This is a genomic window from Nostoc sp., from assembly GCF_036916575.1.
GTDB lineage: Bacteria > Cyanobacteriota > Cyanobacteriia > Cyanobacteriales > Nostocaceae > Nostoc.
Genome location: NZ_JBALGC010000028.1, coordinates 83091 through 96458 on the forward strand (window position 1 = coordinate 83091; position 13368 = coordinate 96458).

13 protein-coding genes and 1 pseudogene are annotated in these 13368 nt (G+C 42.1%); 7 read left to right on the forward strand and 7 right to left on the reverse strand.

What is annotated here, in order from left to right; genetic code table 11:
- Positions 1–10: 10 nt before the first annotated feature.
- Complete coding sequence (pdxH, locus tag V7L29_RS07705) at positions 11–655, reverse strand: pyridoxamine 5'-phosphate oxidase (RefSeq protein WP_334688231.1); 645 nt, start codon at positions 653–655, stop codon at positions 11–13.
- A 127-nt stretch (positions 656–782) separates the two neighbouring features.
- Here pdxH and V7L29_RS07710 point away from each other — a divergent pair, with 127 nt between their 5' ends.
- The 3 genes from V7L29_RS07710 (at position 783) to V7L29_RS07720 (ending at position 4896) form a co-directional block, all read left to right on the forward strand.
- Entirely contained in the window at positions 783–1868 is a 1086-nt protein-coding gene (locus tag V7L29_RS07710; RefSeq protein ID WP_334688230.1) for an AI-2E family transporter, read from the forward strand.
- 816 nt (positions 1869–2684) lie between these two features.
- Complete coding sequence (locus V7L29_RS07715) at positions 2685–3494, forward strand: ScpA family protein (RefSeq protein WP_334688229.1); 810 nt, start codon at positions 2685–2687, stop codon at positions 3492–3494.
- A gap of 232 nt (positions 3495–3726) precedes the next feature.
- Positions 3727–4896, forward strand: coding sequence for an NDP-sugar synthase (locus tag V7L29_RS07720; protein ID WP_334735058.1), 1170 nt, complete (start codon positions 3727–3729; stop codon positions 4894–4896).
- 199 nt (positions 4897–5095) lie between these two features.
- On the opposite strand, the gene speA is transcribed toward V7L29_RS07720, so the two are convergent.
- Entirely contained in the window at positions 5096–7114 is a 2019-nt protein-coding gene (gene speA / locus V7L29_RS07725; RefSeq protein ID WP_334735059.1) for a biosynthetic arginine decarboxylase, read from the reverse strand.
- A 274-nt stretch (positions 7115–7388) separates the two neighbouring features.
- Between speA and ndk the strand changes: the two genes are divergently transcribed.
- Positions 7389–7838 (forward strand): nucleoside-diphosphate kinase, encoded by a 450-nt coding sequence (ndk, locus tag V7L29_RS07730; protein ID WP_334735060.1) that lies wholly within the window; start codon positions 7389–7391, stop codon positions 7836–7838.
- An 89-nt stretch (positions 7839–7927) separates the two neighbouring features.
- On the opposite strand, the gene V7L29_RS07735 is transcribed toward ndk, so the two are convergent.
- On the reverse strand, positions 7928–8650 hold the full coding sequence (locus V7L29_RS07735; protein ID WP_334735061.1) for a TerC family protein: 723 nt from the start codon (positions 8648–8650) through the stop codon (positions 7928–7930).
- Between the two features lie 264 nt (positions 8651–8914).
- Positions 8915–9475, reverse strand: coding sequence for an EH signature domain-containing protein (locus tag V7L29_RS07740; protein WP_334735062.1), 561 nt, complete (start codon positions 9473–9475; stop codon positions 8915–8917).
- Between the two features lie 1052 nt (positions 9476–10527).
- On the opposite strand from V7L29_RS07740, the gene V7L29_RS07745 reads away from it, so the two are divergent.
- Genes V7L29_RS07745 through V7L29_RS07755 form a run of 3 tightly spaced genes read left to right on the forward strand, consistent with a single transcriptional unit; the run spans position 10528 to position 11218 of the window.
- A complete protein-coding gene (locus V7L29_RS07745; RefSeq protein ID WP_334694197.1) occupies positions 10528–10704 on the forward strand; it encodes a DUF6888 family protein in 177 nt (58 codons plus the stop codon).
- On the forward strand, positions 10701–10970 hold the full coding sequence (locus V7L29_RS07750; RefSeq protein WP_334735063.1) for a DUF6887 family protein: 270 nt from the start codon (positions 10701–10703) through the stop codon (positions 10968–10970). Before V7L29_RS07745 ends, V7L29_RS07750 begins: the two co-directional genes overlap by 4 nt.
- A 56-nt stretch (positions 10971–11026) precedes the next feature.
- Complete coding sequence (locus V7L29_RS07755; protein ID WP_334735064.1) at positions 11027–11218, forward strand: type II toxin-antitoxin system RelE family toxin; 192 nt, start codon at positions 11027–11029, stop codon at positions 11216–11218.
- A gap of 108 nt (positions 11219–11326) precedes the next feature.
- Here V7L29_RS07755 and V7L29_RS07760 read toward each other — a convergent pair whose 3' ends face one another.
- The 3 genes and pseudogenes from V7L29_RS07760 to V7L29_RS07770 form a co-directional block, all read right to left on the reverse strand.
- Positions 11327–11770, reverse strand: a complete 444-nt coding sequence (locus V7L29_RS07760) for a hypothetical protein (protein ID WP_334694194.1) — start codon at positions 11768–11770, stop codon at positions 11327–11329.
- 68 nt (positions 11771–11838) lie between these two features.
- Positions 11839–12525 (reverse strand): hypothetical protein, encoded by a 687-nt coding sequence (locus V7L29_RS07765; protein WP_334694193.1) that lies wholly within the window; start codon positions 12523–12525, stop codon positions 11839–11841.
- Between the two features lie 92 nt (positions 12526–12617).
- Positions 12618–13345, reverse strand: a pseudogene (locus V7L29_RS07770) (Uma2 family endonuclease).
- Between the last annotated feature and the right edge of the window lie 23 nt (positions 13346–13368).

Sequence of the window (13368 nt, forward strand, 5' to 3'; positions counted from 1 at the left end):
TGCCTCTTCTTCACGGTGACAATCGCTCAATATTCCAAGTGCCATTATCTAAACGACTATAGAGCAAGCGATCATGCAGACGGCTAGGGCGTCCTTGCCAAAACTCAATTTCTGTGGGAATCACTCGTAAGCCTCCCCAATGAGGCGGTCGAGGAATCTCCTGATTTTCATATTTGCTCTTAAACTCCTGCAAGCGTCGCTCCAGAACTTCTCGGCTTTCTATCACCTGGCTTTGATTAGATACCCACGCACCCAGGCGACTGTTGGCAGGACGACTGTGAAAATACTGGTCGGACTCAGTTTCGGAAACTTTCTCCACATACCCACTAATCCGGACTTGACGCTCCAGTTCTGCCCACCAGAAAACTAGAGCCGCCTGGGGATTTTCTGCTAGTTCTTGTCCTTTATGACTGTTGTAGTTGGTGAATAAGACAAAGCCGCGTTCATCAAAATCCTTGAGCAGCACCATTCTGGCTGAAGGCTTACTGTCTGGTGTGGCGGTAGCAATGGTCATAGCATTCGGTTCGGGGAGTTGTGCTGCTAGAGCCTGATCGAACCATTTTTTAAATTGGATAAAAGGATTGAGATTTACTTCGAGTTCGCTCAAACCTTCCAAGGTGTAGTCTTTGCGAAGGTCAGCTACGGTTTTGTCCATTTTGATTTGGTTCCTCGCTATCAGATACGCTTATACATGTCTTTGTTAAAAATATCTATGATGATGATCAGTGCCATCTAGAATTTTACAAATTCTCTCAAGGAATATCTAAAATAGGTTGCATAAGATGCGCCGTTCGGCCTCCTTTCAACGTCTGTTAATTTATGGTTTGAGCGGTCCAATTATCGCTCTCAATGTCTGGCTGCTGTCTGTGCTTTTTCGCTATTTCCAGCATCCTATTACTGTCTTGAGCATTGCGGCAATTCTAGCTTTTCTACTAAATTATCCGGTTAAGTTCTTTGAACGTGCTCGGATCACGCGTACTCAGGCGGTGAGCATAGTTTTACTTGCAACATTAACCCTGTTTGGGATTCTGGGGGTCACCTTAGTGCCGTTGATCATTGACCAAACAATCCAACTGTTAAATAAGATTCCTGATTGGTTAGCTGCTAGTCAAGCAAACCTAGAGCAATTTGAGATGTTGGCAAAGCAACGACGTTTGCCAATTGATTTAAGAGTTGTGAGCAGTCAAATCAATGCCAACATTCAAAATGTGGTGCAACAGCTAGCTTCTGGTGCAGTAGGATTTGCTGGAACACTGCTCTCAGGATTACTTGACTTAGTGTTAGTGATAGTGCTTGCATTTTATATGCTTTTATATGGCGATCGCGTCTGGTATGGTCTGGTCAATCTTTTGCCCTCTAATATTGCAGATCCCCTTACCACATCCTTGCGCCTAAATTTCCAGAACTTTTTCCTCAGCCAATTGTTGCTAGGACTGTTCATGGTGCTAACTCTGACGCCAATTTTCTTAGTGCTGAAGGTGCCTTTTGCCCTGTTGTTTGCCATATTAATTGGTATTTCAGAACTTATTCCCTTTATCGGGGCGTCTCTAGGCATTGGTCTGGTGACGATTTTAGTACTGCTGCAAAATTGGTGGTTGGCAGTTCAAGTTGCCATAGCGGCGATTGTCATGCAGCAGCTTAAAGATAACCTGTTAGCTCCCAGGTTACTCGGCAACTTTATTGGACTGAATCCCATCTGGATTTTTGTGGCTATTTTGATGGGATTTGAGATTGCTGGGTTGTTGGGGACGCTTGTTGCTGTTCCCGTTGCTGGTACTATTAAAGGCACTTTCGATGCAATCAAGAGCGGCAAGCAGAGTAACTTTGTTTCAACTGTCACTATTGCCCATGACTCGCCCCCCGATTGAAACAGAAGGTCATAAATTTTGACACTTACCAGAGTTGCGTTAGCGTAGCTCACCGTACTACTACGGAGAAGCTACGCATAGCGTCTCGTAGAGAAGGTATCGCAGAGTGCAAAATATTGCTTCAATGCACCAAACCCAAGACAAGAGTTGATTTATAGAAAATACCGAAATTTTCAAACTAATCTACAGAATCTGGGTTTCAAACCTCGTTTCCAGCCTCTGGCTGGAAATGCTGTTCATTGCGGCTCTGCCGCGAATAAGGTAGGCAAAGCCTCAATGAGGGGCATTCCCAGTCGGAGACTGGGAACAAGATAAATGCCCAATGACGCCAGTTGCTTCTCCTGTCGGAGACGCTCTTGCTAGCTTGCTTCCCCATAGGGGTACAACGGAGAGAACCTCCGCAACGCACTGGCTCCCGAATGCCCATGTCAAAAGTTGCACAATCTGATCTCACAATTCACAATGGTGATTGATTACAAATTTCAGGGGATACTGCCAGCAGGCGATTCCTGATTAAAAGAAGCACAAGCAAATGTTTAATAATTCAAAATTTACACATTCAAGACATTTTCAGACGGGGATTTAAATCCCGACTGAAACTGGGCGAGTTCGCGTACTCCTGCAAAGAAGCAAGCTACGCGTAGCGTCTCGTAGAGAGCGTCTGCCTGCGGCAACGCCAAAGGCGAATAGAACTTTATAACAGAGGGGTCTTAAACTCTTTAATTTATGATAAAGTACACGCTTTGCCAATAGTCAATGAGTTTAATGTTAAATTTACGGTCTTTTGATTCTCATTAATTAACTTAGAACCTGTTGATGGAAGCTTCTGAGCTATTAGAAACAATTACACTCTTGATTTATCAAGCTGAACAAGGAGAAATTGATCCTTGGGATGTCCAAGTGATTGAGGTGATTGACCGTTACTTAGAACTGATGGCACCGGAGGCAGTAACAAGAGGCTATGAAGCGGACTTATCTCAATCTGGACAGGCATTTTTGTCGGCATCAATGCTGGTATTATTCAAAGCCAATACCTTAATGCAATTGTCAACAGTAGGAGTTGCAGAGGATGGTGTAGAAGATGATGCCCTATTGGAAGGTGAAGACGGTGTATTACATCAAGGTCATCGTCTACCATTAGAGCGGCAATTGCGTCGTCGTCCAGCGGCAATGCCGCCACCAAAGCGCCGGGTGACTCTGCAAGAGTTAATTGAGCAATTGCAGATCATGGCTAACCAGCTAAAACTGGTAGAAAAAGCCAGTAAACCTATCCGTCCCAGGCGTCAACCTAGCGTCCAAAGTATGCGGGAGGCGCTGGAGTTAGCTCACCAGGAAAATCTGACAGAAGTCGCTGGGGAACTAGAGCAGGTGTTGAATTTGTCGGCAACAGAGCTAAGTTTAGAACAACTTGTAGAGTTGTGGACTCAGACAAAGCTTCTCAACCAAAATGGGTCTGGACATGAGTCTAAACACAGTAATTTAGTTAGCGTTTTCTGGGCGCTACTACTACTCTCGGCTCAATCGAAAGTAGAGCTATTTCAAGAGGAGTTTTACGATGAGATTAAAATTCGCTTAATTAGAGATTCAGCTAACTCCTGTAAACCATTTGAGCATCCGATGAACTAAGAAAGCCAAAAGTAGCTCTACAGATAATTTACAGATTTGTGCTTCAGCCCTAAAATCCGAGTAAATTGAAAAGATAAGCGATCACTGGTCATCTAAGTATACCTATGGTTGCAATAACCACTAAATTCCTGTTATCCCTGTCTTGAGGGATAACTTAGAGCATAAATAAAAACTGATGATTAAGTATCACTCGATGAAAATAAACTGGCTTGTGGTTGAGGAATAAATTTTTATGAAAGCGATGATTCTCGCGGCTGGCAAGGGTACTCGTGTGCGTCCGATTACGTATACTATGCCCAAACCGATGATGCCCATCCTGCAAAAGCCAGTGATGGAATTCTTGCTGGAACTATTACGCCATCATGGATTTGACCAGATTCTGGTCAATGTTAGTCATTTAGCTGAGGAAATTGAAAACTATTTTCGTGACGGTCAGCGGTTTGGTGTGCAGATTGCCTATTCCTTTGAAGGAAAAATTGATGATGACGGGAAACTGGTGGGGGAAGCGATAGGATCAGCTGGAGGGATGCGGCGCATTCAAGACTTTTCACCGTTTTTTGATGATACCTTTGTGGTTTTGTGTGGTGATGCTTTGATTGACTTGGATTTAACTGCGGCGGTTAAATGGCATAGAGCTAAAGGAGCGATCGCTACTATTATTACCAAATCTGTCCCCAAGGAAGAAGTTTCTAGCTACGGGGTGGTTGTGACTGACGAAGAGGGTCGTGTCAAAGCTTTCCAAGAAAAACCTTCAACTGAAGAAGCCCTCAGCACCAACATCAACACAGGTATTTACATCTTTGAACCAGAGGTTTTTAACTATATCCCCTCTGGTGTCGAATATGACATTGGTAGCCAATTGTTTCCCAAATTAGTAGAAATCAAAGCTCCCTTCTACGCCATCCCTATGGACTTTGAATGGGTAGATATTGGTAAAGTACCAGACTATTGGCGGGCGATTCGCGGTGTACTGCTGGGTGAAATCAAAAATGTGCAAGTCCCTGGTCATGAAGTTGCCCCTGGCATCTACACTGGCTTAAATGTCGCCGTAAATTGGGACAAAGTGGATATCACAGGCCCAGTTTACATTGGTGGCATGACCAGAATAGAAGACGGAGCTAAAATTGTCGGCCCAGCGATGATTGGCCCCAATTGTTGGATATGTAGTGGCGCAACAGTGGATAACAGCGTGATTTTTGAATGGTCGCGCCTGGGCCCCGGAGTCCGGTTAGTCGATAAGCTGGTGTTTGGACGTTATTGCGTAGATAAAACTGGCGCTGCAATAGATGTTCAAGCCGCTGCTTTAGACTGGCTGATTACCGATGCCCGTCAGACACCACCATTACATACCCCTTTTGAACAACAAGCGATAGAGGAATTGCTGGGGACAAACGCAAATTAGGACATGGGGCATGGGGAATGGGGAATGTGGAATGTGGAGTGGGGAATGGACGGACAAGGGAGACAAGGGGAATAACCAATGATGCCAGTTCGCACAAGTCGGGAAACCCGCCCATGCAACTGGCTCTCCAATGCCCAATGATGCCAGTTCGCACAAGTCGAGAAATCCGCCCATGTGACTGACTCTCCAATGCCCAATCCTAACTATTTAAGTACGTATATCTTCTGAGACTCTGCTCGTAGGTTTGCAGGAGTCGCTGAGATTCTGCTAGGGTGATACGCTTTTCTTCTAATGCTTGCTCGCAACGCTGGCGAATGTTTTCTACCATATCTTCGGAGTCATACTGGACGTAACTCACCACTTCGCTCATGGTGTCACCTTTGACAACGTGTTCAATCTGGTAGCCTTTGGGCGTTAATTGGATGTGAACGGCGTTGGTGTCGCCAAATAAGTTGTGCAAATTACCCATGATTTCCTGGTAAGCTCCATTTAAGAACATCCCCAAATAATAGGGTTCTCCAGGCTTGTAGGTGTGCAGTTCTAAAACCGATTTGACATCGCGCAGGTCAATAAAGCGGTCGATTTTACCATCACTGTCGCAGGTGAGGTCTGCTAAAATTCCCCGCCGCGTTGGTTCTTCATCCAAGCGGTGGATTGGCATGATTGGGAATAGCTGATCAATGGCCCAGCAATCTGGTGCTGATTGAAACACTGACATGTTGACGTAGTAGATGGAAGCCATAATTTTCTCTAAGTCTTCCAGCTCATCAGGTACGTATTCTTGCTGTCTAGTAATGTTAAGAATTTTCTGACAACAAGCCCAGTAGAGGCGTTCGGCCTTGGCTCGTTCTCTAAGGCGTAAAATTCCTAAGTTGAAGCGGCTGATGGCTTCTTCTTTGAATTGTGCAGCGTCGTGGTAGAACTCCTGATAGTTCTCTTTATTGATGGATTGGTAAGTTTCCCACAAGTAATTAATAATCGGGGATTCTCCCTCTTGTGGAGATTCTGGTGTGTCGAGGGGGACATCACTAGTGCTGAGAACATCAAAAATCAGCACCGACTGATGGGAAGCGATCGCTCGTCCACTTTCGCTAATCAGTGTGGGTACGGTAATCTGTCGTTCAGCACAGGTATCTTTTAACTCTGCCACGATGTCGTTGGCATAGTTCTGCATGTTGTAATTTTTCGATGCATAGAAGTTGGTTTGGGAGCCATCATAATCTACGCCCAAGCCGCCACCAACATCAAGGTATTTCATATCTGCCCCCAGCATCGCCAATTCCACGTAAATGCGGCTGGCTTCTTGGATGGCATCTTTAATCACATTAATGGCAGAGATTTGTGAGCCGATGTGGAAGTGCATTAACTGCAAAGAATCGAGCAGGTTAGCTTCCCGTAACTTGTCAACAGCCTCGATTACCTCAGGCATCGTCAAACCAAATTTAGCGCGATCGCCACTAGAGGCTCCCCAACGTCCCATACCTTGGGTACTGAGTTTAGCACGAACACCTAATATCGGCTTAATACCTAACTGGCGATTGGCATTAATCACCAAATCAACCTCTTCAATCTGTTCTAAAACGATGATTGGTGTTTGCCCTAGTCTTTGGGCTAACATTGCCGTTTCAATGTATTCTCGGTCTTTGTAGCCGTTGCAAACTAACAATGCTCCTGGTGTATCCAGGATAGCCAGAGCAATCATTAATTCTGGCTTGGAACCAGCTTCTAAACCAAATTGATGGGGCTTGCCAAATTTCACTAAATCCTCAATCAAATGCCGCTCTTGATTGCACTTGACGGGAAACACGCCACGGTAGAGGCCAGGGTAGTTATAGCGGGCGATCGCTTTGGCAAAACAAGCGTTCAACCGCTCAATTCGGTCTTCCAAAATATCGGAAAAGCGAATCAACATGGGAAGTCCCAAGTTGCGCTGTTTCATGGCGTTGACCAATTCAAACAAGTCTAGAGAACCCCCGCGATCGCCCTTGGGTGCAACAGTAACGTGTCCAGCAGCGCTAATCGAAAAATAAGGTTGTCCCCAACCTTCAATCCGGTATAAGGCTTCGCTATCCTCAATTTTCCAGGAGCGAGGTAAATCTACTGTGGTAGTACTAGGTGGTAACAGCTTTTTCTGTTTATGATTTTTCACTTCAGATTTCTGTCCATTGGAAGGTACTTGTACCACCTCGTCAGATGTAGCAGTTGGCTCAACACCCATTTCTTCCTAACCTCTGTTTTTCACCCACGAATTAACAATTTAACGCATTCATCTGGGAACGGATATGCACCCAAAGATAATTTCTGAGATAAACTCTGATTGGTCAAGAGTCATGTGTCATTAGTCAGTAGAGACGCGATTAATCGCGTCTGTACATTAGTCATTGGTCATTAGTGTAAAACTCTTAGACTCAAGACAGAGGACAAAGAACAAATGACAAATAATAAAGGACAATTGACCAGATAAAAAATTTATTAAGTTTTTGGAGATAGCAATGGAGCGCACATTCTTAGCAATTAAGCCTGATGGAGTACAGCGGGGACTAGTGGGGGAAATTATCCGTCGCTTTGAAACTAAAGGTTTTACCCTAGTTGGTTTGAAGTTTCTGAAAGTCAGTCGGGAATTGGCTGAACAACACTATGATGTTCACCGGGAACGTCCCTTTTTTGCTGGTTTAGTCGAATTTATCACTTCTAGCCCAGTGGTGGCAATGGCATGGGAAGGTGATGGCGTGGTTGCATCTGCCCGAAAGATTATTGGTGCGACGAACCCCTTAACAGCAGAACCGGGAACGATTCGGGGCGATTTTGGCTTGAATATTGGGCGCAACTTAATCCACGGTTCTGATGCTCAAGAAACCGCGCAACGGGAAATAGCTCTATGGTTTAAAGATGAAGAATTAGTTAATTGGCAACCACACTTAACGCCTTGGTTGCACGAGTAATGAAGAGTTAGGAGTAGAGACGCGATTAATCGCGTCTGTACAAAAGTTAGGAGTTGAAAATTAATAACTCCTCACTCCTAACTTCTGACTTACTTTGAGACTTCGCTCTTTTCCGGTTCTACTTGGGGTAATTCAGTGCCAACACGCTTGGAAAATCCCCAGCCTAAAATTAGGAAGATGGCAGCAATCATTATCCATTCTGGTGGAACTAAACTATCGTTCACCACTTTCAACAACAAGCGCAAGCCCACCAAGGCCACAGTTACATAGCCTGCGTCTTCTAGGTTTTCATATTCGTCTAGCCAACGGATAAACAATCCCGCCATGAATCGCAGCGTAACAATACCAATTGTTGCACCCGTCAGCACCAGCCATTTTTCTTGAGAAACTGCGATCGCAGTTGTCACGCTATCCAAAGAAAATGCCAAATCTGTAAAGGCAATCACGGGTATCGCTTGCAACAACGAACTAAAACGCGGTTCGTGATCCTGCTCATCTTCACTTTCTTGAGAGCTAAAGTGTTGGAATACCAACCACAGCAGGTAAGCAGCGCCCAATAATTCAAATTGCCAGAATTGTTGCACCCAAGTAGCAGTGAGAATCAGGGTGATTCGCAGCACATAAGCAACGACTAAACCAAAGTTGAGTCCTTTACGCTCAAGTTCTTCGTTTTCCAGCCCCCGAGCGATCGCAGCCAGGGCGATGGCATTGTCGGCAGATAACAGCGCCTCTAAAAGCACCAGGATGACCAGAACTATCGGGGCTTCAATGCTGAAATGAAAATCGAGGTAATCAAAAATTCGGTCTAGCATTCCGGGTTTCTCAAACAGAAAAAATTAAAATTTGACAGGAACAGAGATTTTAATATTAAAAAGCGCAATAAATTGCCACTCTGATCCAGCTTAACGTGGTTGTGGTGCATTTTGAAGAGGGTTGAATGGATGCGATCGCCGTGCGAGTGGGGTAATTTGCGTATAAGTCAATACACCAAAACTTTTAACATCTAGTGAATGCGATCGCAATGGGCTGCTGTCATTTCGCTTCTAGAATTAGAAGATGATTTAAGGTGATAATTTTCAGTCTATTAAAAAACAAATCTTGTTACAGTAGACTTTAGCTTCCCGTTCTAGACGTTCAATTTCTCTTTTCCACCGCTCAAGCCTGTTTTCTCGCTGTTGCAATTGATCTGCTGTCGGGTTTCTGGAAGGCTGGGTATTTGGATTAGGCAAAATTCCATTATTTGCAAGCCAGATGCGGGAAAATATCTGCCAAAGAAATTTATGATCGTGCTTATTGCCACCCAGACAGCGAATCCGCTTAACTGAAAGAATGGATTCACCAAAGAGGATTTGCTCATTTCTGGAATTTTTCGGAAACAGGCGCGTCTCACTACCTCTTCCACGAAAGAATTCGACTACAAACCACTCACCAAAATCGAATATACAGACCTCTGTCGGATCGCTACCATCATCTTCTAATAAATCAACATCACCTTGGATTTGATACCCTATGGCAATTTGTGATGTCTTAGGTAACAAGATGCGAAGCCTTTCAAAGCGGTTACTATAATCAGCCCAAAAATCCCTGCGTCTACATAGCCGATTTGACTTGAAGTCTTGCAAATCGAGCTTGTTCAATATGAGATTTACTAACTTTTGGAAATCATGGCTTAATCTGCTGACCTACAGCTTGACCTATAGCTTCGGCTGACAGAATCTTGTCCAAATAATTCACAAGCCACTTTCCAAGCGTGGTTAACTGCCACAATTTCGTTAACCAATTTTTCCACCGAGGGGTAAAATAGTTTTGCAGTTTCACTAATCAATACTTTTGACCTACTTGCCTGAGCTTCAATAGGTCTATAATTCCCAAAAGGGAAACTTATTTAACTTTTGTTGGTAAAGCTATTTTGATAAAAGTGGTTTTTGATGCCAAACTGCTCTTTGGACGTTGAAAAAATGTAGAGTGTGTTATCGCTGTTACCGCGTTAGCCTAGCCTAAAGCACCGAAAACCTGAAATAAATAGTGCGTTATGGAAGCCATAACACACCCTACAGCTACAGAGGTTTTATTGCGATCGCACTAGCTGTGATTGGTTCCAAAATATCCTACCTTATCTGGCGACATCTTAACTGATGCATACAATAACAGATGTTTGGATTCCAGAGAGATAGAGGTTAATCCAGTTTCTCTGGTGAAAGTCGAGTGTACGCTGTAGGGAAAACTTTCAACGTTATTAACCAAAGTTTTAACCTGAGTAACAATTGCTTTAACATTCATAAGAAAATATTTAATCTTTTAAAAAATACTTAAATCTTTCTTATACATGCTTCAACCTGAGTAACAATTGCTTCAATATTTATAAGAAAGTATTTAATCTTTTAAGAAATACTTAAACTTTTCTTATATATGCTTCAACCTGAGTAACTATTGCTTTAATATATATAAGAAAATATTTAATCTTTTAAGAAATACTTAAATCTTTCTTATATATGCTTCAACCTGAGTAACTATTGCTTCAACATTGATAAGAAACATTTGAACGTTTGCAACAAACACTTAAATGTTAGTCACAATTGCTTCAAAAGTGTAATATTTTTATCCGACGTCTACGTATATAATTGAAATAAAACAAAGTAAATAGCGTCTGCAAGCAATTTATTACAATTTAATTTGTTAATGATGCTGAATGAAACCAACTAATGAACAAGGAATTGAATTATTTAAGGTGTGTCAAGATTTAACTCAGATGTACCTACCTATTTCCTTGGTGAGATTAGATGAACGGACAACACGCATTTACATTCTGGCTGGACAAAGCTTTGAAATAGAAATATTGCCAAATGGAAGGGTAAGATATTTATGACTAAGGCAAATTTTCAAGCAATGACCAAACAAGAGTTAAGAGCTTATGTGTTGGAACATCGAGATGATCAAGAAGCTTTTCATGCATTAACGGACAAACTTAGAGAGGAACCAGGAACTGAAATTACCTCGACAGAGCAGATGCATGAGCTAATTGAAGCAAGGTTAGATGACGCTGATGTAAGAGATGCTTATAAAACACTAGAGGAAATTGCAGGGGTGGGGACAACACCCTTTGAAGAAATTAAAAAGGAGCTAGGGATCTGAGCTACCAAGTAGCATTAGCACCTTCATCTGTTCAAAAACTTACAGAATTAGACTCAGTGGTGCAGCAACAATTAGCACAAAAGTTAGAGGAACTAGCATTAAATCCACGTCCAAAAGACGCTTATCCATTAAAAGACACTGAACGGCTGTATAAGGTTCGTTTGGGTGAATACCGCATTATTTACCAGATTCAGGAGCAACCTTTACTACTAACAGTGATAAAGATTGCACATCTAAAAGATTATTAAAGCTTGTCTGGAAAAGCGATCGCCTATATTGCCACCCAATCACAACCAAAATAAAACATGAAAACCCTTGAGTTCAAAATTTACTTTACCACTACTCAACTAAAAATTTCACAAAATATCTTCTAACTTTACCAACAGACTATTTGCTAAATCTACTAACTTGATATCATCTGTATCAACACTACTTCCTTCACCAGCTAATAAGCTTATCACAGCAGATAACCTGTCATCTGCTTCAGAAATTCTCCAAGATTCTTCTAAGTTTACTGCAAAATCAAACAGCGATCGCTCTTTTAAATGCTGTCTTATCTTTACAGCTACACTATCATGACTTACCAAAAATTCTTTAATAGCATCTAATCGAGAATTACTTAATATTTCGTCATGTCCCCACGTTTCCAGCCAGTCTCCATCCACATCCTCAACGTAAAAATTAACAAAATCAACCCCGTAAGTTAGCCAGCTTTGTTGCATTTGTCGCGCTGTTGCTAAAGCTTCAGCAAATCTATCTACTTGATTGTTGCAGCTGTGAGTTTCTCTTTTATTAGGCATAAAAGCTGTAATTAGCAGGTAGGTATGTAGGCTATAACACAAATCTGGAATATCAAATTCCAGAAAATTCAAGAAAATTTTAAATACTTGCCACTAGAAAGATAATCACTGTTATACAGTGCCACGTTGACTAACTGGTTGACAAAATTAGCATTCTTGGGATTGTAACTTAAGAACAGTCCTCTCTCTATTTCCCACGAGCGCAGTGTATTTTGCCAAGCTTGATACTTTTGTTGATTAAGTTCTTCACTAACACTGGTAACTTGAATACACAGTGGTTGATTGTTACGACTAACAATTAAATCTGTTGCCATAGAAAGGTCGGCAATATAACGCTGCCAAAAACTACCTTCTCGCTGAACAATATCTTGGGCTATTGACTTAATGATATCATGATCAACCTGATTAAATTCGCCTGTCATCAATTTTTGTTTCCAAATATAAAACTTGGAGTCACTTGCATTGAACCATCTGGGAAAGAGATAACCATACCAATATCTCTCAATCGGCGTCATTTGCTCAAACTTTGCTTTTTGTTCTTCTGAAGGTAATGATTTGATTATCAGCCAAATTGTCGAATCCGTAATTACCTCTAGGAGAAAGGCAAGGACAAAAGGTTTTGCAGTCAGGGAACCTGGCTTAATATCCTTTACCCAGCGATTGATTTCATCTAATCTTCTCGCTAAATTATGATCTATCGAGGAGGCTTGCTCGATAAGGGACTTTAGCTTCTCCTTAATCTCTTTAGCTTGCAAACGATGCCCTACTTTCAGAAGATAATGCTTTTTTTACACACTTGTAACTAAATTTTAACCTGAAAATGTCTTTAGTTAATTTTCTGATGTCATTAAATGTTCTCTGGGTCTATGCCCTGTGTACGTAAAACCTCCCGCAGTCGAGTAATTTCTTCCTCTACTTGTTGGACGCGTTCTTCTGCTTGTTGGGCACGTAAACGTTCTTGTTCAGCTAGTTCTTCAAATGATAGTATCAATTGATTTTCAGCAGTGAAGAATCTTAATTTACCTTCATAAACTCCCAAATAAAGTTTTAACTGCTGACTCCACAAACGTCCATCAGTGTTTAATTGAATTTCTTGATACTTACTATCAACTAAATGAAATCCCTGAAACTCCATTGTTACAACGTCAAACCAGAAATAATCTGGTGTACGGAAGGTATCCTGATAAACTTGTTTTTTTAAGCCTTTATCAACTGTTGCTGTTGAACTTGACAAAATTTCCACAATCAGATTCGGATATTTGCCGTCTTCTTGCCAAACTACCCAACTCTTACGGTCTTTTTTTTCGGTTCCCAAAACTACAAAAAAGTCTGGGCCGCGGAAACTTTCTGATTTTTTTGGTTAGGACTGTAGTAAATGGTCAAATTGCCAGAAGCGTAGAAATCTTGCCGCGATCGCCACCATAATTTAAGTATGCGAATCAGTAAATCGATTTGGTCACGGTGCAGGTCACTTTCTAAAGGTGGTTCGTCACTCAGTATATCGCCAGGAGGAAAAATAACTTCGTCCTCTGAAATATTATCAGAGATGAATTCTAGGATAGCAGGTTCAGACATCAGCAATCGCCCCGCAATTTACG

Bases quoted from the DNA above. Each gene is read 5' to 3' on its own strand.
- V7L29_RS07750 (WP_334735063.1), top strand. From the start codon at position 10,701: ATGACTAAGGCAAATTTTCAAGCAATGACCAAACAAGAGTTAAGAGCT.
- V7L29_RS07745 (WP_334694197.1), top strand. From the start codon at position 10,528: ATGAAACCAACTAATGAACAAGGAATTGAATTATTTAAGGTGTGTCAA.
- V7L29_RS07720 (WP_334735058.1), top strand. From the start codon at position 3,727: ATGAAAGCGATGATTCTCGCGGCTGGCAAGGGTACTCGTGTGCGTCCG.
- speA (WP_334735059.1), bottom strand. From the start codon at position 7,114: ATGGGTGTTGAGCCAACTGCTACATCTGACGAGGTGGTACAAGTACCT.
- V7L29_RS07760 (WP_334694194.1), bottom strand. From the start codon at position 11,770: ATGCCTAATAAAAGAGAAACTCACAGCTGCAACAATCAAGTAGATAGA.
- pdxH (WP_334688231.1), bottom strand. From the start codon at position 655: ATGGACAAAACCGTAGCTGACCTTCGCAAAGACTACACCTTGGAAGGT.
- ndk (WP_334735060.1), top strand. From the start codon at position 7,389: ATGGAGCGCACATTCTTAGCAATTAAGCCTGATGGAGTACAGCGGGGA.
- V7L29_RS07735 (WP_334735061.1), bottom strand. From the start codon at position 8,650: ATGCTAGACCGAATTTTTGATTACCTCGATTTTCATTTCAGCATTGAA.
- V7L29_RS07710 (WP_334688230.1), top strand. From the start codon at position 783: ATGCGCCGTTCGGCCTCCTTTCAACGTCTGTTAATTTATGGTTTGAGC.
- V7L29_RS07715 (WP_334688229.1), top strand. From the start codon at position 2,685: ATGGAAGCTTCTGAGCTATTAGAAACAATTACACTCTTGATTTATCAA.